This is a genomic window from Serratia marcescens (assembly GCF_029846115.1).
GTDB classification, from domain to species: domain Bacteria; phylum Pseudomonadota; class Gammaproteobacteria; order Enterobacterales; family Enterobacteriaceae; genus Serratia; species Serratia marcescens_L.
This window is the reverse complement of the sequence record NZ_JARVZZ010000001.1, coordinates 2,457,860-2,474,195: the sequence shown is the minus strand read 5'-3', so window position 1 is coordinate 2,474,195 and position 16,336 is coordinate 2,457,860. Positions and strand designations below refer to the sequence as shown.

Sequence of the window (16,336 nt, the reverse complement as noted above, 5' to 3'; positions counted from 1 at the left end):
ATGAAAAACCTTACGTTAGCGCAACGCCTCACGCTGATCTTCGCGCTGCTGATCGTCATCGGCTGCGCCTTTTCCGGCTGGATGCAGGTGCGCAGCAGCACCCAGTACAGCCAGGCGGTGATCCAGCGCCTGTCCGGCAACCTGGCGCAGCATATTGCCGACAGCAACCCGCTGCTGGGGGTGAACGGGCCGGATCCGCAGGCGGTGCATACCCTGTTCGATCAGCTGATGGCGGTGAATCCCAGCGTTGAGGTTTACCTTCTCGACAAACAGGGCGCGATTATCGGCAACGCCGCGCCGGCCGGGCATCTGAAGCGGCAGCGGGTCGCGCTGCCGCCGCTGCAGGCGCTGCTCGGTGGCGCGCCGATGCCGGTGTATGGCGACGATCCGCGCAGCGCGGACGGGCGCAAGGTGTTCAGCGTCGCGCCGCTTAAGGTCGATGGCCGGATCGAAGGCTATCTGTACGTGGTGCTGCTCGGCGAAGAGTACACGGCGCTGGCCAGCAACGCCCAGTTCAACTCGGCGGTCAGGATGGCGCTGTGGACCTCCGGGCTGATGGTGCTGTTCAGCCTGCTGGCCGGCGGTTTCGCGTTTTATTGGGTGACGCGCCCTATCCGTCGCCTGACCCGGCAGGTCAGCGCGCTGGACAGCGGCGGCATCGAGGCGGTGCAGGCCTACGCGGCGCTGCCTGCGGTACGGGCCGGGCGCGACGAAGTCAGCCAGCTGCAGCAGGCTTTCCACCGCATGGCGCAGCGCCTTGCCGATCAGTGGCAAACGCTGGCGCAGCAGGATCGGCTGCGGCGTGAGTTCATCGCCAACGTCTCGCACGATCTGCGCACCCCGCTCACCTCGCTGCACGGCTATCTGGAGACGCTGTCGGTCAAGGCTGCCACCCTGAGCGAAGCCGATCGGCGGCGCTATCTGGAGATCGCGCTGGCGCAGAGCCGCAAGGTGGGCAAGCTGGCGCAGGAGCTGTTCGAGCTGGCGCGGCTGGAGTACGGCGTGGTGAAACCGCAGAAAGAGCCTTTTTCCCTCAGCGAGCTGTTGCAGGACGTGTTCCAAAAGTTCGAGCTGGCGGCGGAGGCGCGCAACCAGCGGCTGCACGCCGACATTCCCCCCGGCATTCCGCCGGTGTTCGCCGATCTCAGCATGATTGAGCGGGTACTGACTAACCTGTTGGACAACGCCATTCGCCATACGCCGCCCGGCGGAGACATCGGCGTGCGGCTGTGGCGGCAGGACGATCGGGTGATGGTGCAGGTCAGCGACAGCGGCCCCGGCATTCCGCAGACGCTGCGCGCCGATCTGTTCGTACGCCCGTCTGTCCTGAGCGGCGCCCGGCGCCCTTCCGGCGGACTGGGCTTGATGATCGTGCGGCGCATTCTGCAGCTGCACGACAGCGATATTCAGCTGATCGAACAAGCGCAAAGCGGCGCCTGTTTCCGCTTTGCCATTCCGCCGCGTTAATCGAGGCAGCTGCGATCGACGCTGATAAATTTGTCGTTATAGATAATGAATTTCTGCCCCTTCAGCCGAATACCGGCATGGGTCAGCGTATCGCCGGGGCGCAGGTATTCGGTGACACCCTCTTCATCTGTGCTGTTGCAGCCCGGCTTGAGCAGGAACTTGAAATAGGTGTTGCCGGTGTTGGTGAGCGTACCGCGCTGGGTATCGAGCCGATAGGCAAAGTTTACCTGACGCGGGCGCACCACCAGAATGGTGTCCATCACCACGATCGGCTCCAGGTTGACGCCGGCGCCCCGACGCGGCCCCGGTTCGAACAATCGGGTCGGCACTTCGCGAAATGATACCCGGTAATAACGCTCGCGATTATCCTGCGGCCCGCGGTAGAAAAACTTATAGTACTCCGCCTGCCCGGCCTGCAGCGTCAGCTGGCGCGGCGCAAACAGCAGCTCGCCATCCGCCGGCCGGCTGCGCACCTCGCGCTCTCCCGGCCGATCGATGGCGCGAATGCTCACCTGATACAGGCGCGCGCTACGGTTGTTATTCAACACCCGCTTGGCGGTGAATGAGCGATCCTGATCCATGGCAAACGTCAGGGTACCGACATTGATTGCAGCGGCGGTAAAGGGGAAGGACAAACACAGCAACCCTATCAGCACAAGTTTCACGCCTTGTCCTCAATTGATGTTGCGCCAGGTGGCTTCGACATGAATTTCACCGGCGGCGCTGACGTCGCCATACCAACCGTTGCCGTCGACGGTTCTCAGCGAGATCGGATTGTTCATCGGAATGCTAAAGGTCACGCGGGTCTTGTTCAGCACTCCCACTTCACCGGAGATATCATTCCACGGCGTGCTGCTCCAGAGCGCATTGGTCATGTCGTGCCACTGGCCATCGCAGCCGGCGGCGAAGCTCTGCTGGCCGTTGGTGCTGGTGGTGATGCCGAGGGTGGCGGGGAACGGTACCTGGGTACTGTTATCCGCAGAAGAAAAGAGGCAATAGTTCACCCCGTTGATCGCCTGAGTCGGCCCGGTCGCCATCACCCTCACCTGATCGGCGGCGGTTTTGCCGCTGGTGGTCACGAAGTAGCCGAACTCCAGCGCCGGTTCCGCCGGGCCGACATAACCTTCACGGTGTGGGCTGTTGTCGTAATCATCGGAAATAATGCTGATGCTGAAATCGCGCGGCTTGATAATCAGCTGGTTTGAGGTGGAAAACTCATACCATCCCGACTCCGGCGAGGTGGTGTTCTGAAAACGGAAATTGATCAGATCGCGAGTGCCGCTGTCGGAAATCCCCAGCGCGACCATCTGTTTGAAGAAGTTACTGGAGAAGAACACATACACGGCGTTGCTGCTCTTCAACTCGTTAAACGTATAGTAGCTGCCGGTGCCCGACGTATTTTTCCAGGTGTTGCCGTTCAGACTGAACTGCAGATCGGCGGCGTTCACCGCGGATGACAGCGCCGCATGGTTAATCGCCGGGAAAATATGAATCGAGGTATTGCTCACGCTGCCGTCGGTCTGCAAATCGTAGCTGACCATCTTGCACATGATGCCTGAGCGGGCGCCGATGGTCTGGTTCTTGCAATCGGCATTGCCCTCACCGATGATCGGCACCCCATCGCTGTTGACGAACACCTCCGATACGGCGTTGGTATTGATAAAGCGCAGGTGGGCAGCCTTGCTGTGCGTGACGGTGCGCTTATACCAGCTGCCGCTGGCCTGATCCCGACAGCGGCCGCCGGTCGCGGCGTCGTAAGCCACCGACGTTTGGCAGCCGTTGATCTGCATGCTGAATGCGTCACCCGCCGCCATCTGCTTCAGATACTGATAGAAGCTCGGCGACATCATGCCGTGCATCCATTTTGCGCCGCCGGGCGTGACCACGGCACCGTAAAATCCCTTTTCGTCGGTGGTCTGCGGCAGAATCAAGCTGGTATCCATATTGCAACCGGCATACCAGTTGATGCAGCGCAGGCCGAGAAACGGATTCTTTATCGGCGCATTTTCCAGCCACATGTCATAGCGCCAGTTGGCATTCAGCCCCGTGTTGTAACCATTATCCACGTACCCCAGGCTCTGCTGATAGACAGTGCCGGAACCGCCGTATTTCAGCCCGGTCCACTTATTGGCGCCGGTCATGCGCGGATCCAGCCCGCCGGCCGGCGTGACGAAAAAGTTGTCGTCGGCGTTGTTCTCCACGAAGACAAATTTCATTACCGCCGCATCCGGCCAGTTGGTCTGGCTGACCGCCGCCTGCAGCGCGGGGGCGACCAGCGCCAACAACAACAGCACAACGTTAGCTCTCATGGTCAGACTCCCCGGATGACATATTGCCCGCATAGGTTTTCAGCCCGGTGCAGATCACGTCGCCGACCCACACGGCGCCTTGCGCCTTGCTGAGATCCAAATCCACTTCGCATGTCTGATTGCCGCTGTGGGTAAAATCGATAACCGGGAATTTCTTGTCGACATCCATGATAAATTCGCCTTTCTCATCGGTGCGGGTGCGGCCGATATGGTTCTTGATATAGGCGTTGGCCAGCAGCGTGCCGTCCTCCGCTTTGATGCGGCCGAACACCGTCACCATCTGTTTTATCTCCGGCGAGATCACCGCCACGTTGCCCGGATACAGGGTGAGCTTGCTCTTGCGCTTGGTGACGATGTCGAAGCTCTCCGCTGAGTTTTTGTTGTTCATCAACTCAACGTCGTACTGACCGTAAGGCGACAAAGGCAGGTAATTCTTATTGCCGCTCAGCTTCACCATCCGGCCGTCAACCCGTGCGGTCAGCAGGCCGTCGTTTTCAATGCCGGTATTGAAGATAATCCCGGCGTTGCCTTCGTTGCGGCCGCTGATGGCAATATCACGCCCTTGCCAGCCCATGCTGCCGCTCGCGGTCAGGCTGCTGTTAACGTAGCCGTCGGCGGAGCTGCTGACGTTGAGCGTGCCGGCAGAATACTTGGTGTCGAAGCGCGCATAGCCGCCACCGTTGAAACGGTTGTCGCCGCGGGTATCACCGGAAATCGCCCGCGACAGGTTGGCGCCCAAGGTGCGGATCGGCCCGTCCTTGATGTCCTTGCGCGCCGCCAGGTTGGCGGTGGTGTAGCCGTTTTGATTGGAAACGCCGGCGCTGAGCCAGTTGCCCATCGGCAGTGAAAAATCGAGCGCGATGTACTTGCCGGTATTGGCGTTGCTGCTGCCGTTGTTGTAGCGTTGCACGCCCGCCCGTACGCCCAGCGTGCCGAAGCGGCCGGTAAAGATGTTCTGGTAATAGTCGGCGTTGTAATAGTGACTGTCGTTCTTCTTATCGTCGTTGTAGCTGGCGCTCAGGGTGCCCAGCGGAGACCACAGCGCCCCCAGATTAAGGCTGCCGCCAACGGCGCGGTTATAGGCGTCATTTTGCAACAGACGATCGCCAATCTGCGTTTTCTCCTGATTGATCCATACGCTGCTGAAGCCGCCGGGCAACGCGGCGCTGACGCTGTTGACCAGGCTCCAGGAGCGATCGGAGGCCGCCATGTTTTGCAGGTTGATCTGAATCGACTCGGTCACCGGCAGGCTGACGCGGCTCTCGCCGACGGCGTTGCCGTCAAACGAATACCCCGACAGCGCCCAATTAAGCGTTTGCAGATTGCCGGTAGCCGAAGCGCCAAGCAAATAAGAGTCCTTTGCCGGGCGGTGGCGCTCCCGTTCGCCGCGCCAGTCGTCCATGCGCAGCATCCCGCCCCAGAATTGCCAGGCCAGCGGCGCATTGGCGCCGCGATTGGGGCTGAACAATTTATTCACTCGCTGCATGCGTTTATCGACCACTTTGCCGTTGACCACGATCTCCACCTCTACGTCATAGATACCGTAGGGCAAACTGCCGGTGTCCACTTCATGGTTGCCCATCGTGAAGTTTTGTACGCTGAGCAGCCGCCCGTCGCGCGACAGATGCACCTCGCCGGCCGAGGGGAAAAAAACCACGATCGGCGTCAGCGATTGGGAATTATCAATACCGTCGAGTTGGCGCGGTTGCCGTAGGACAGACCATAAATCTTGCTCGAGTTGATGGTGGTGACCGGCCCCAGCGACTGCAGATTCCAACTGTCCAGCATGCCGGCGGCGAAACGGCGGCCGGCGAAATCACGCTCGTACATCGCTTTGTACAGCGTGGCGTTTTCATCGCCGCTGCCGATACCGTAGATTGAACCGTTCAACTCCACGTGGTGCTCACGCAACGCCGTGACGCTGTTGAGCGATAAATAACTGGAGGTGTTGCCTTCGCTGGCGCGGGCCCGGTTATCGTAGACCCCGAGGTTATAATCCAGCGTGCTGCTTACGGCATCCACGCTGGACGCGCCGATGTCGCTGGAGCGAGCGCGCAGCACCGTCCCCAACGCGGATTCCTTCACCACCAGTTGCAGGTTGAGCTGCCGGAAATCCAGCGCCAGCCAGGCGTCGTCCGCGACCCGGATATGCTGCTGCCGATCGAATGGCGCATCCTGCAAAGCCTGCAGCTGGCCGGCAATCGCCGTCGTCAGCGGGGCACCGTCGTCGTTATCCTCCAGCGTCACCCGACGAATCTTTAGCCTGTCCTGATCCAGGTAGAGAAAGGCATGGCCGATGCGGCTGTCGTCTTTGACGCCATCGCTCTTTTCATAATGCAACAACAGCGGAATACTCATCCCCTCGCGCAACGCCAGGCTGAAAGTGTGCGGGATCAGCACGCCGTTAATCTGCGTCAAACCGGCCGCCATCGCCATCCGGCCAGGCAACAGCGTCGGGAGCGCCAGCGCACCGGCAGCCAAAAGCGTTCTCAACAGCACAGCGTTCACATGCCACTCCTTGCGTGATTGTTTTGCATCCATCGTGGATAACGCGCGCATTACTTCACCGGGATAAACTGTTCGCCGTGCCACAGCGCGACGCGTCCTTTTTTATCGTTGACGTCAACCTTGTTGAAGGCGCGATCCTTCCCCGGCATCACGAAATAGTTTTCCTTGCAGTCGCTGCCGTCTTGCTTGTTCCTGCAATTGCCGTAGGCCACCACTTTGAACGTGGCGTTGCCGGTGTTTTTGATCCGTCCGTTGGCGAACTGATAGGCGAAGCGATCCTGCCGAGGCGCCACCACCAAAATGGTGCCGATGCGCGCCGACGTGGTGGCCACGGCATTACGCCGAGCCGAATTTTGCCCCGCCTCGCTCAACGCCTGATCGAACCAAACGATGCGGTAGTAACGCTCCTGGGCATCATTCGGCCCCTTGTAGTAAAAGCGGATCACATCGCTGGCGTTGGCCGGCAAGATCAGGCTGGCGGGCGACAGCAGCATTTCATCCCGACTGCTCATCGGGATCACCGTGCCGGAGGCCAGGGGACTGGAAATGCGTTCGATCTTGATGGTCACCAGCCGGCCGCTGTCGGTGGTGTTTTTGATTTCCTTGCTCAGGCGCGCGCTGTCGCCAGGCATGAAGGCGCTGATCTCACCCACATCGAGCGCCAAAGCCGGCCGCAGCAGCATTAACATCAGGGTGACGGCGAGAGAAAAGCGTGTCATTGCGGTATTCCACTGGCGTTGATGAGCGATAAATAGCAGGAGGTCTCCCCCCTGCCAGATGCAGATCGTTCGGGGGATTAGGAAGTCCAGGTCGCGTTGAATTCGACGCTGACGTCGCCGCTCCAGATACCTTCCGGCAGCGTGCTGAAATCCGTGACGGCGGTAGTGCCGTTTGACGTCGCGCCGATGATGCTGAAGGTGAACTGATCCTGCGCGCTGGTGCGGCCGGCTTGGTTGTAGGCGTTGGACAAGGCGCTCAAATTGCCGCCCAAAATGCCGGCGGTGGTGTCGATCATGGTGGTTTCAGCCGTTTTCCCGACCACCGCACCGTTATAGTTCACCCCGACTTCCAGCGTAGAACCGGAAGTATCCAGCTGAGTCAGCGTATTGGAGACCAGTTTTGAGGTCAGTTTGAAAGCGGTGGCCGTGGTATCGCCTTCCACGGTGACGTCAAACAGGCCTTTCTGGCTGTTGAAACCCTTAATGCCTTCTGCATAGTTGAAGGCCAGGCTGCCAATCGGCGTCACAACCAGTTTGCTGGTGGTGTCTTTCTTGGCGGTCGCAGACCAGGTTGCCAGCGCCTGAGCGGTAACGTCGGCGGCTTGAGCAGTGCTGACCGCTGCAAAGGCGGAAACGATCGCCAGAGCCAGTGTCATTTTCTTCATGGTATAACTCCCTTCAATGTTGAATATGTTTTCTTTCTTTCGTCCATTCTCAGCCAGCCGTTTGCATCACTGCGTTTAGCCAGTCTGCTTGACGCCACAAGAATATCCCCGACCGATCAAAAAAGAATCATTAACTATTAAAGTTCAAATATTTAGATTTAAATCCCGCCATTAATGTTTTAACCCCCATAAATCACATTAAAAAGCGGGTTAAGCCTTTGATGAAAGCACAATCACATTGTGGTTTAACCCCGGCAAGGCGGTTATTGTTTAACCACAAATACGCTCTGTTCGCCCTTCTCATGTCGGTGCAAAATTTCAGCGCCGGCGTTGTTCGCTGAGGGGGGATTGATTGGATTTACGCAGGGGGCAGCAGCCAATCAAGATCGGCCGCTGTAGAGAAAAGGGGGGCTTATCGCCACGTGTCAGGAAGGGTATCGGGTTCTCAGGGTAAGAATAAGCCGCATAAAGCCGGCCTGATTGAGGCCCAGTTTTCGCATAATATTCAGTTTATGGGAGCTTATGGTTTTGTAACTTCGCCGGGTCACGTTGGCGATGCTTCGTGCAGATGCGCCGGCAACCATCATGGCCAAAACTCGCCATTCACTGTCAGATAATGCGGCTGCAGAGTGCACCAGCCGGGCGCGAATATGCGGGGAACGATAGCCGGAGAACTCACCCGCAGCCGCAATGGCATCACTCAGGCAATGCAAAGGCTCCTCCTTTGCCACTATAGCTATGCGCGCATCTGCCGCCAACAACGCTAATATGCAGGGGTGTTCTACCGCGGTGAAAATCACCAAGGGAATTTCCGGCCAAATATTTTTTGCCGTCAGAACGAACCGTAATACATCATACAAATATTCTCTCTGATGATATAACTCCATAATAAGCGCGCGAGGTTTTCCCTCTTTCAATACCCCCTCCAGCTCCCTCAAGGTGTCGATAAAATAGCTGTCACTTGATTGGGTAACGAGAAATGCTTCCATTCCTCTTCTCACTAAATAGCTGGGTTCAAAAAATAGCAGCGCATCACCGAAATCGGCTTTAACCATACATAATCACCATAATGAGGTAGAAAGCGGTAGAGAAAGGGAAATACCTCTCGATAAACGCCACACGGCAGCCCGCCAAATGAAAGTCGAACGTTCTATTTCAACACTGTAATATTTTTGTCATATCCACCGCCCTTCAATCGCGTTGGGCAGCGGCTATCAATGGTCAATTAATAAACTCGGCATTGTCGCTTTCCAATCCTGAACAGATCTCCATTTTATGTTCGCGCAAGATCTTGCAGCGCAGCAGGAATAAGCGGGAAATGCCGGAAATGTAAGCCCTGACCTGATTGCTGCGCACCACCAGCAAAAACTCATCGCCGCTGCATTCTCCCGTTTGGTGCGCGGCGTAAGCCAGAATGTCCCGATTCAGGCTGGCGTTGACCGTCGCCGAGGCATCAGGCAACGACATGAAAACCTTACAGTTGCCCGACTTTCCCAGGTAGCTCTCCTGCCGGGCCCCCGAGCCGCTGAAATAGGCCGTGACAGCAATAGCCATGAGGATCCCCCCCAGAACCATCGCGCTGAACATCAGCCACCCACGGCGGGAATAACCAAGATGAGAAGAGGCCCCGTCGATGACGGTGTCGGACGCCGGATTGACCGCCGCTGCGGGCGCAGATCCAGGCACAGCCGCGGCAGGTTCCGCGTCGTGAATATCTTCCGCGTCCTCATAAGACTCGATGGTAATCTCATCACGCAACATAAAACCCACTTTAGGAACCGTAACAATGACCTCATCCTCGACGCCAAGGTTTTTAATCACCCGACGCAATTTGCTGACGCACTGATTAAGATTATTATTGCTGGACACCATGCCGTAATCGTCCCAGACCTTCTTGAATATCAGTTCACGCCCTACGGCCTCGCCATGATGGGCAATCAACAGCAGCAACAACCGTTTGGAAGGACCGGATATGGATATGGGATCGTCAGAAAAATCTGTTGGGCTAAGGGTTCTGGTGTCTGCGTCAAAGAGAATATGGTCATTAAATCTATATTTCATTTTATTCACATGTTTTCACTATAGCGATCATTTATAGTTTGGCGTCAAATGTTAATGAAATATTAAATAAATATTTAATCAGGTAATTCGCGAAAATACCCAAGCACAGGCAAGAAAAACCACTCAATTAACGCCACGAAATACGCTTTGTCACCTCACCACCGTTTATATAGGATTTTTCTTGTAAACCATAACCAAAGGTTAACCAATCACCTCATTCATTGATATATTGACGCGACAAAAACCACAAAGTTAGTTTTTTGTGTCGCAAATCATCCATTTTAAGGAAAAACATCTCAAAAAAAGACCACAGAACTAAATTTTAATAAAAAAATAATAACACGTGAATGTTGAGCGTAATCACAGACCGCAGTCCATCTGCATTAGCCCGATGAATTAACGCGTTTGCCGCGACGCAAATGTTAAATTTTAGGTTCAGCCGAGGTTGATGGGAAACAATAATGAAAGGAAAAACTTACGAATGACGCCTGTCGCGCTTTCCGCAACAGGCGAAAACATTCGCTGCAGCTCATTGAACTGATGAAGGGAAAACCAGGCTAAAGGTCAAACAAGCGGAACCCCGGCTAACGGAACACTGCGCGCGAACTTCACCACCGTGCAGCGTCATGATGGCGCGCACGATAGACAGCCCCAGCCCACTGGCATGATTGCCAGCGCTGCGTGCGGGATCGGCGCGATAAAAGCGATCGAACAATTTTTCCAGCTGTGCCGGCGCGATCGGCGGCCCCTGATTGATAACCTGTACCCACCAGGCATCGGCGCGCCGTTCAGCCCGCAGGACGATCCGGCTGTTTTCGTCGGCATAACGCACTGCGTTAGCCACCAGGTTGCTCAACGCGCGCTGGAACAGCATCGCGTCCGCCTTCAGCCCGCCTTCCCCTTCGCAGCTCAGCGCGATGCCGCGTTCTTCCGCCAGCCCCTCGAAGTAATCCGCCACCCGCCGCAGCTCCAGCGCCACATCCAGCCGACTGTAGTTCAGCGCAGACTGCGCCTCGCCGGCGCGCGCCAGGAACAGGATATTTTCCACCATGCGGGAAATACGCTCCAGCTCATCCATATTGTTCGACAGCAGGGTTTCGTACTCTTCCACGCTGCGGGGCTGGTAAAGCGCCACCTGGCACTGGCCCATCAACGCCCCTACCGGGGTGCGGATTTCATGGGCCAGATCGGCGGAAAACTGCGTCAGCCGCTGGTAGCCTTCATTCAACCGATCGAGCATCGCATTAAACGAACGGATCAGCTGCTGCAACTCCTTCGGCGCCCCCTGCTCGCTGAGGCGTGTCGACAGCGTATTGGGCGCAATCTGCGACGCCTGCGCCGCCATGCGCCATAACGGCTTCAATCCCCGGCGCATGACCCCATACCCCAGGAGCGCAATCAGCAGGAAAGCCACCGCCACCGCCGCGACGATGCGCCACAGGTAGCGCGCCAGCATTTTCTGTTCGTTGACCATCACGTGCGCGGCGGAGATCTGCAACAGGCCGCCGTCTTCCAGGCGCACCATCGCCGAAGCCGCGCGCAGCGGCACCCCCTGCGCCGTTTCCCCACCGCGGACGGCGGCCAGCGTCTGCGCCTGGCCGGCCGGCGTCGGCGCGATCGGCGGTAGGTTCACCCCGGCCGGATTCACGTTGATGAGCGGTTTTTGTCCCGGAATTTGGAAAATCAGCACGTCCTGTTCATTGCCCAGCATGTTTTCAAACAGGCCGTTATTGGCGGTCAGGCGCGCCAAAGGAAAGCGCTGCCCCAGCAAATGGCGGAAATATTCTACGCGCCCGGTCACCTGTAGATCGCTGCGCAGCGTCATTTCCTGGCGCATGGCGCTATACAGATACCCGCCCGTTCCGCTCACCACCAAAGCGGCTACCAGTGCGAACAGCGTGGCGGTGCGCAGCGTCAGCGACACCGGCCGACGTGACGTGCGCCCGCTCACGAGCGTGGCTCGCAGACATAGCCAATGCCGCGCACGCTGTGGATCAGCTTGACGTCGAACGGCCGGTCTATTTTGGCACGCAGGCGTTTGATGGCCACGTCAACCACATTGGTGTCGCTGTCAAAATTCATGTCCCACACCTGAGAGGCTATTTGCGTGCGCGACAGCACTTCGCCCTCGCGCCGCACCAGCAGATGCAGCAGCATGAACTCCTTGTTGGTCAACGGGATCACCTGATCCTGGCGCACCGCCCGGCGGCGCAGCACGTCCAGCTGCAGATCGGCGATGGCGTAATGATCGGCTTCGCGCGCCGGCCCGCGGCGCAGCAAGGTGCGCAAACGCAGCACCAGCTCGGTAAACGAAAACGGTTTAATCAGATAATCGTCCGCGCCCAGCTCCAGGCCGTGGATGCGGTCCTGCACGCCGTCGCGGGCGGTGAGAAACAGAATCGGCACGTCGCTTTTCTTGCGCAGCACCTCGATGATCTGCCAACCGTCCAGCCCTGGCAGCATCACATCGAGCACGATCGCGTCGTAATCCTGCTCCAACGCGCGAAACAGCCCGTCGGTGCCGTTGCGCGCCAAATCGACGCCGTACCCCGCTTCACCCAACCCTTTCTTCAGGTAATCCCCTGTGCCGATATCGTCTTCAACTACCAGTATTCGCATGCTCGCCACCTCGTTACGTCTGCAAAAATACTAGCAGCTTCGGCGGACAAACTTGATGACATTAATGTCATCAAACGGCCATGGCGCTGACCCAATGGCTCAACCATGCTTAACCGGCAAACTCATTTCAGGAGAACGTTATGATTACCCGTCATCGTATAGCCGGTTTACTGTTATCCACCTTGCTGCTGTCCAGCGGCCTGGCCGCCGCCCAAACGCCGGGCAAAGTCATCGCGCCGCTGCGCGGCACCATCAGCCAGGTGGCCGACGGCAATCTGCAGCTGACCGATCGCAAGGGCGAGACACTCAGCGTCAAGCTGAACAATCAGACCAACGTGCTCAGCGTGTCCAAAGCCACGCTGGACGACATAAAACCGGACAGCTTTATCGGCACCGCCGCCGTGCCGCAGCCGGACGGCACGCTCAAAGCGCTGGAGGTGCACGTATTCGCCGCCAGCCTACGCGGCACCGGTGAAGGGCACTCGGCCTGGGAATCCGCCGACGGCAAAGTAGACACCATGACCAACGGCACCGTCGGTAAACTGGTGAAATCCAACGGCCGCACCCTGACCGTCACCTACGGCAACCAGCAGAAAACCGTCATCGTGCCGGAAGACGTGCCGATCGTGACGCTGGATCCGGGCGATTTGAGCCTGCTCAAGCCGGGCGTGCACATCGTGCTGTTCTCCGCCGTCAACGATAAGGGCGAGCGCATCGCCACCCGCATCTCCGCCGGCAAAGACGGCACCGTGCCGCCGATGTAACCGGAGAAAGCCATGAAAACCAACGCGTCGCGGCCGGTGCATCGCTGGCCGGTTCGAATCACTCATTGGATCAACCTGTTCGCCATGGTGTGCATGTTCATGAGCGGTTGGGAGATCTATAACGCCTCGCCGCTGTTCGATTTCCGCTTTCCGCCGCAGATGACGCTGGGCGGTTGGCTGGGCGGCGCGATTGGTTGGCATTTGGCGGTGATGTGGCTATTGGCGCTGAACGCCGTCTGCTATTTGCTGTGGAGCCTGTTCAGCGGCCATTTTCGCCGCGATCTGTTGCCGCTGCGCGTCGGCGCGCTGCGGCAGGATATCTGGCTGGCGTTGACGCTGCGCCTGCGCCACCGGCATGGCCACTACAACGCCATTCAGAAACTGATGTACCTCGGCGTGCTGGCGCTGGGCCTATTGCTGGTGCTGTCCGGCCTGGCGATTTGGAAGCCGGTTCAGCTGCAGGGATTGGTCGCCCTGTTCGGCGGCTTCGATTTTGCGCGCTACGTGCATTTCTTCGCCATGGCCGGCATCGGCCTGTTCGTGGCGATCCACGTTTTCATGGTGATCGTCGTGCCCAAAACGCTGTGGGCGATGATAACGGGTGGCAAACATGAATGAGAAAAAGCCGCGGGCAGCCGCGCCAAAACTGGAACCGGACCAAAAAAAGCAGCTGGTCAATCTGCAGCGCCGCCTGATGCTGCGTTCCGGCCTGACGCTGGGCGGTATCGCCATGCTCACCGGTTGCAACCTGCAAGACGGCGATCGGGTGGATAAGGTGCTGTGGGCCATGTCGCGCTGGAACGACCGGGTGCAGGCCTGGCTGTTCAGCGGCCAGCGGCTGGCGCAAACTTACCGGCCCGATCAGATTACCCACCCTTTCCCTTTCAACGCGTTTTACCCGGAATACAACGTCCCCGAGATCGATCTCGCCGGCTACCGGCTTGAGGTCGCCGGGAAGGTGGAGAAAAAAGCCCCCTGGACGCTGGAACAGCTGCAGCGGCTGCCGCAGCAAAGCCAGATCACTCGCCTGATCTGCATTGAGGGCTGGAGCGCCATCGGCCAATGGGGCGGCGTGCCGCTGCGCACCTTTCTGCAGCACGTCGGCGCGGATCTGAATGCCGGTTACGTCGGCTTCAAATGCGCCGATCGCTACTACTCCAGCCTCGACATGGCCACCGCGCTGCATCCGCAGACCATCCTGGCACTGGATTTCGGCGGCAAGGCCCTGCCGGCGGACTATGGCTACCCGCTGCGGCTGCGGGTGCCCACCAAGCTGGGGTTCAAAAATGCCAAACATATCGCCGCGATCTTCGTCAGCGACGTCAATCCGGGCGGGTATTGGGAGGATCAGGGCTATAACTGGTTCAGCGGCATTTAGTTTTGCGCAGCGCTGCGCATAAGCCTCATCGGCGGCTGGAGGATCTTCTCCGCCGCGGTTAATAATTTGTTCGTCACAACGGGGATAACTATAGGAAAAGTAATAGTAAAAATGATTTTATCATGGAGATTGATGTGAGGGAGATCAATGCGCGACCTGTCACGGAATATAGGTACCAAATAACAGTTTATAAAAATGCCGGCAGCGTTGCTGCGTATTACCTTGATTTTAAAAAAGCGACGTTAAGGATGCGTCAATGGCTTATTGGGGCTTTCCTGCCTCGGAAGTATTGGACAATGCTTACGTCATGGAACTGTACGATGTAAGGGCGTTGGAAACCCGCGCCGAAGTAACCAAATCCTTATTTGATACCTATACCAGGATGGCGTACACCCGAGATGAACGAGAACAACTCTATGGCATCGGCCTGGCGATTGTCACGTTTGTGGTGCAATACCCAAGCGAGATTGATTTTCAGCGTACCGCTCAGGCCAGCGTTAGCCAGAATTTATGACTCGCTCGTGAAAAAACATGCGCATCACGTACATTATTTGTACAACCAAGCGCTTATTGAGGACGGATGATATGTCATCGAAATACCGCCTGTTAACGGCAGAATCCCACCCAACTCCTATGAGCATAAAGGAACGGCACCAAAGAGAAATGCAAGCCTTCCACGAAGAATGGGCTGAACAAAGACGCCGCGAATGGCGCGAACGCGGCGGTGCTGAAGCAAGTGAACTGCCCGCCAGTGGCATCGATACCGAACTTTCATCCTGATTCCGGTTCGTTCTTACTCTTCTTCCCCTGCCGTCAACAACGCAAGCCCCGCCTGCTCGATGGCCTCCCGCGCAGCGGCGGGCAACCCTTCGTCGGTAATGATGGCGTCAAAGGCGGCGATCGGCAGCGCCAGGTAGGTCGCGATCTTGCCGTATTTCGAGGTGTCGCTGAGCAGAATGCAGCGGCGGCTGGCCTCGACGATGGCCTTCTTTACCATCACCTTGTCTTCGTTCGGCGTCGACAGGCCGCGCATGCTCCACGAAGAGGCGGAGATAAACGCCAAATCGATAAACAGAGCACGCAGCGCCTGCGCTGCCGCTTCGCCGACGCAGGAACGATTTTCCCGGCACACGGTGCCGCCGGTGTGGATGATTCTGCACTGGCTGTGTTCGATCAGGAAGCCGGCGATGACAAAGTCGTTGGTCACCACCGTCAAATCGTCACGTTCACCGATCTGTTTCGCCAGCGCCAGCGTGGTGGTACCGGCATCCAGATAAATACAGCTATTGGCGGGAATATGCCGCGCCGCCAGCCGGCCGATGGCGATTTTCTGCCGGCTGAACATCCCTTCCTTGGCCTGGTGCGAAGGTTCGCTCGCCACCCGCTCAGGCGCCTGCACGCCGCCCGAGACCGACTGCACCGCGCCCTGTTCCTCCAGCTTTTGCACATCGCGGCGGATCGTCATGTGCGAGACCCCCAGCCGTTCGGTCAGCTCGGCAATGCTGACGACGCCGCGTTCGGATACCAGCGCAAGAATTTGTTGATGGCGTTCTACAGGTATCACGGTTCCCTCTCGTTGCTGCGGTGATAATAATTGTGATTTTACGTCAATTTTCGTTCGCCGATAGCCCTAATTTTTCACGGCGTGACGGTGAGCGCAGTGACGCCAGACAAGCATAAACTTATTTAAAAACATAATAGTAATGTTGATACAGGCCAGAAGCCGCACAAAAAACCCGTCTCGCGCATTGTTAATTATTGTGATAACGATCGCGGATTAACGGCCGCCAAGCGCTTACATTTAACACAACAAAACAAATTATCACTAAAATTAACAGGAGTGCAG

General features: G+C 57.7%; 15 protein-coding genes and 1 pseudogene. 6 read left to right on the top strand and 10 right to left on the bottom strand.

Going from position 1 to position 16,336, the window contains the following annotated elements:
* Positions 1-1,467 carry a sensor histidine kinase gene (locus QDT79_RS11665; protein WP_063988835.1) on the top strand — a complete coding sequence of 489 codons (1,467 nt, stop codon included), beginning with the start codon at positions 1-3 and terminating at the stop codon, positions 1,465-1,467.
* On the opposite strand, the gene QDT79_RS11660 is transcribed toward QDT79_RS11665, so the two are convergent.
* The 9 genes and pseudogenes from QDT79_RS11660 to QDT79_RS11620 all read right to left on the bottom strand — a co-directional run bounded on the left by QDT79_RS11660 (position 1,464) and on the right by QDT79_RS11620 (position 12,348).
* Positions 1,464-2,132: a fimbrial biogenesis chaperone gene (locus QDT79_RS11660; RefSeq protein WP_060438937.1), complete on the bottom strand. Its 669-nt coding sequence runs from the start codon at positions 2,130-2,132 to the stop codon at positions 1,464-1,466. The genes QDT79_RS11665 and QDT79_RS11660 overlap by 4 nt on opposite strands.
* Positions 2,133-2,141: 9 nt before the next feature.
* On the bottom strand, positions 2,142-3,776 hold the full coding sequence (gene ecpD / locus QDT79_RS11655) for a fimbrial adhesin EcpD (protein WP_308316526.1): 1,635 nt from the start codon (positions 3,774-3,776) through the stop codon (positions 2,142-2,144).
* A pseudogene (locus tag QDT79_RS11650) lies at positions 3,766-6,212 on the bottom strand (fimbrial biogenesis outer membrane usher protein). Before QDT79_RS11650 ends, ecpD begins: the two are co-directional and overlap by 11 nt.
* 122 nt (positions 6,213-6,334) lie before the next feature.
* The gene (locus QDT79_RS11645; protein ID WP_308316525.1) at positions 6,335-7,003 is read right to left on the bottom strand and encodes an EcpB family pilus assembly chaperone; all 669 of its coding nucleotides are present in this window, start codon (positions 7,001-7,003) and stop codon (positions 6,335-6,337) included.
* A 77-nt stretch (positions 7,004-7,080) separates the two neighbouring features.
* Positions 7,081-7,668 carry a common pilus major fimbrillin subunit EcpA gene (gene ecpA / locus QDT79_RS11640; RefSeq protein WP_004939148.1) on the bottom strand — a complete coding sequence of 196 codons (588 nt, stop codon included), beginning with the start codon at positions 7,666-7,668 and terminating at the stop codon, positions 7,081-7,083.
* A gap of 425 nt (positions 7,669-8,093) precedes the next feature.
* On the bottom strand, positions 8,094-8,723 hold the full coding sequence (locus QDT79_RS11635; protein ID WP_308316524.1) for a helix-turn-helix transcriptional regulator: 630 nt from the start codon (positions 8,721-8,723) through the stop codon (positions 8,094-8,096).
* Positions 8,724-8,889: 166 nt separating this feature from the next.
* Entirely contained in the window at positions 8,890-9,729 is an 840-nt protein-coding gene (locus QDT79_RS11630; protein ID WP_308317177.1) for a winged helix-turn-helix domain-containing protein, read from the bottom strand.
* A gap of 529 nt (positions 9,730-10,258) precedes the next feature.
* On the bottom strand, positions 10,259-11,680 hold the full coding sequence (locus QDT79_RS11625) for a heavy metal sensor histidine kinase (protein WP_308316523.1): 1,422 nt from the start codon (positions 11,678-11,680) through the stop codon (positions 10,259-10,261).
* A complete protein-coding gene (locus QDT79_RS11620) occupies positions 11,677-12,348 on the bottom strand; it encodes a heavy metal response regulator transcription factor (RefSeq protein WP_033650568.1) in 672 nt (223 codons plus the stop codon). The genes QDT79_RS11625 and QDT79_RS11620 overlap by 4 nt, the downstream gene beginning before the upstream one ends.
* A gap of 140 nt (positions 12,349-12,488) precedes the next feature.
* Between QDT79_RS11620 and QDT79_RS11615 the strand changes: the two genes are divergently transcribed.
* The 5 genes from QDT79_RS11615 (at position 12,489) to QDT79_RS11595 (ending at position 15,270) form a co-directional block, all read left to right on the top strand.
* Positions 12,489-13,112, top strand: coding sequence for a hypothetical protein (locus QDT79_RS11615; protein WP_063988828.1), 624 nt, complete (start codon positions 12,489-12,491; stop codon positions 13,110-13,112).
* A gap of 12 nt (positions 13,113-13,124) precedes the next feature.
* Positions 13,125-13,730 (top strand): cytochrome b/b6 domain-containing protein, encoded by a 606-nt coding sequence (locus QDT79_RS11610; RefSeq protein WP_063988827.1) that lies wholly within the window; start codon positions 13,125-13,127, stop codon positions 13,728-13,730.
* The gene (locus QDT79_RS11605) at positions 13,723-14,490 is read left to right on the top strand and encodes a molybdopterin-dependent oxidoreductase (protein ID WP_063988826.1); all 768 of its coding nucleotides are present in this window, start codon (positions 13,723-13,725) and stop codon (positions 14,488-14,490) included. The genes QDT79_RS11610 and QDT79_RS11605 overlap by 8 nt, the downstream gene beginning before the upstream one ends.
* A 256-nt stretch (positions 14,491-14,746) precedes the next feature.
* Complete coding sequence (locus QDT79_RS11600; protein WP_308316522.1) at positions 14,747-15,004, top strand: hypothetical protein; 258 nt, start codon at positions 14,747-14,749, stop codon at positions 15,002-15,004.
* A gap of 71 nt (positions 15,005-15,075) precedes the next feature.
* The gene (locus QDT79_RS11595; RefSeq protein WP_253718938.1) at positions 15,076-15,270 is read left to right on the top strand and encodes a hypothetical protein; all 195 of its coding nucleotides are present in this window, start codon (positions 15,076-15,078) and stop codon (positions 15,268-15,270) included.
* 13 nt (positions 15,271-15,283) lie between these two features.
* Here the strand turns inward: QDT79_RS11595 and ygbI are convergent, their stop codons facing one another.
* The gene (gene ygbI, locus QDT79_RS11590; RefSeq protein WP_130018440.1) at positions 15,284-16,054 is read right to left on the bottom strand and encodes a DNA-binding transcriptional repressor YgbI; all 771 of its coding nucleotides are present in this window, start codon (positions 16,052-16,054) and stop codon (positions 15,284-15,286) included.
* Positions 16,055-16,336: the final 282 nt, after the last annotated feature.

Excerpts from the sequence above, each read along its gene's own strand:
- QDT79_RS11665 (WP_063988835.1), top strand. The coding sequence starts at position 1 with ATGAAAAACCTTACGTTAGCGCAACGCCTCACGCTGATCTTCGCGCTG.
- ecpD (WP_308316526.1), bottom strand. The coding sequence starts at position 3,776 with ATGAGAGCTAACGTTGTGCTGTTGTTGTTGGCGCTGGTCGCCCCCGCG.
- QDT79_RS11645 (WP_308316525.1), bottom strand. The coding sequence starts at position 7,003 with ATGACACGCTTTTCTCTCGCCGTCACCCTGATGTTAATGCTGCTGCGG.
- ecpA (WP_004939148.1), bottom strand. The coding sequence starts at position 7,668 with ATGAAGAAAATGACACTGGCTCTGGCGATCGTTTCCGCCTTTGCAGCG.
- QDT79_RS11635 (WP_308316524.1), bottom strand. The coding sequence starts at position 8,723 with ATGGTTAAAGCCGATTTCGGTGATGCGCTGCTATTTTTTGAACCCAGC.
- QDT79_RS11630 (WP_308317177.1), bottom strand. The coding sequence starts at position 9,729 with ATGAAATATAGATTTAATGACCATATTCTCTTTGACGCAGACACCAGA.
- QDT79_RS11620 (WP_033650568.1), bottom strand. The coding sequence starts at position 12,348 with ATGCGAATACTGGTAGTTGAAGACGATATCGGCACAGGGGATTACCTG.
- QDT79_RS11615 (WP_063988828.1), top strand. The coding sequence starts at position 12,489 with ATGATTACCCGTCATCGTATAGCCGGTTTACTGTTATCCACCTTGCTG.
- QDT79_RS11610 (WP_063988827.1), top strand. The coding sequence starts at position 13,125 with ATGAAAACCAACGCGTCGCGGCCGGTGCATCGCTGGCCGGTTCGAATC.
- QDT79_RS11605 (WP_063988826.1), top strand. The coding sequence starts at position 13,723 with ATGAATGAGAAAAAGCCGCGGGCAGCCGCGCCAAAACTGGAACCGGAC.
- QDT79_RS11600 (WP_308316522.1), top strand. The coding sequence starts at position 14,747 with ATGGCTTATTGGGGCTTTCCTGCCTCGGAAGTATTGGACAATGCTTAC.
- QDT79_RS11595 (WP_253718938.1), top strand. The coding sequence starts at position 15,076 with ATGTCATCGAAATACCGCCTGTTAACGGCAGAATCCCACCCAACTCCT.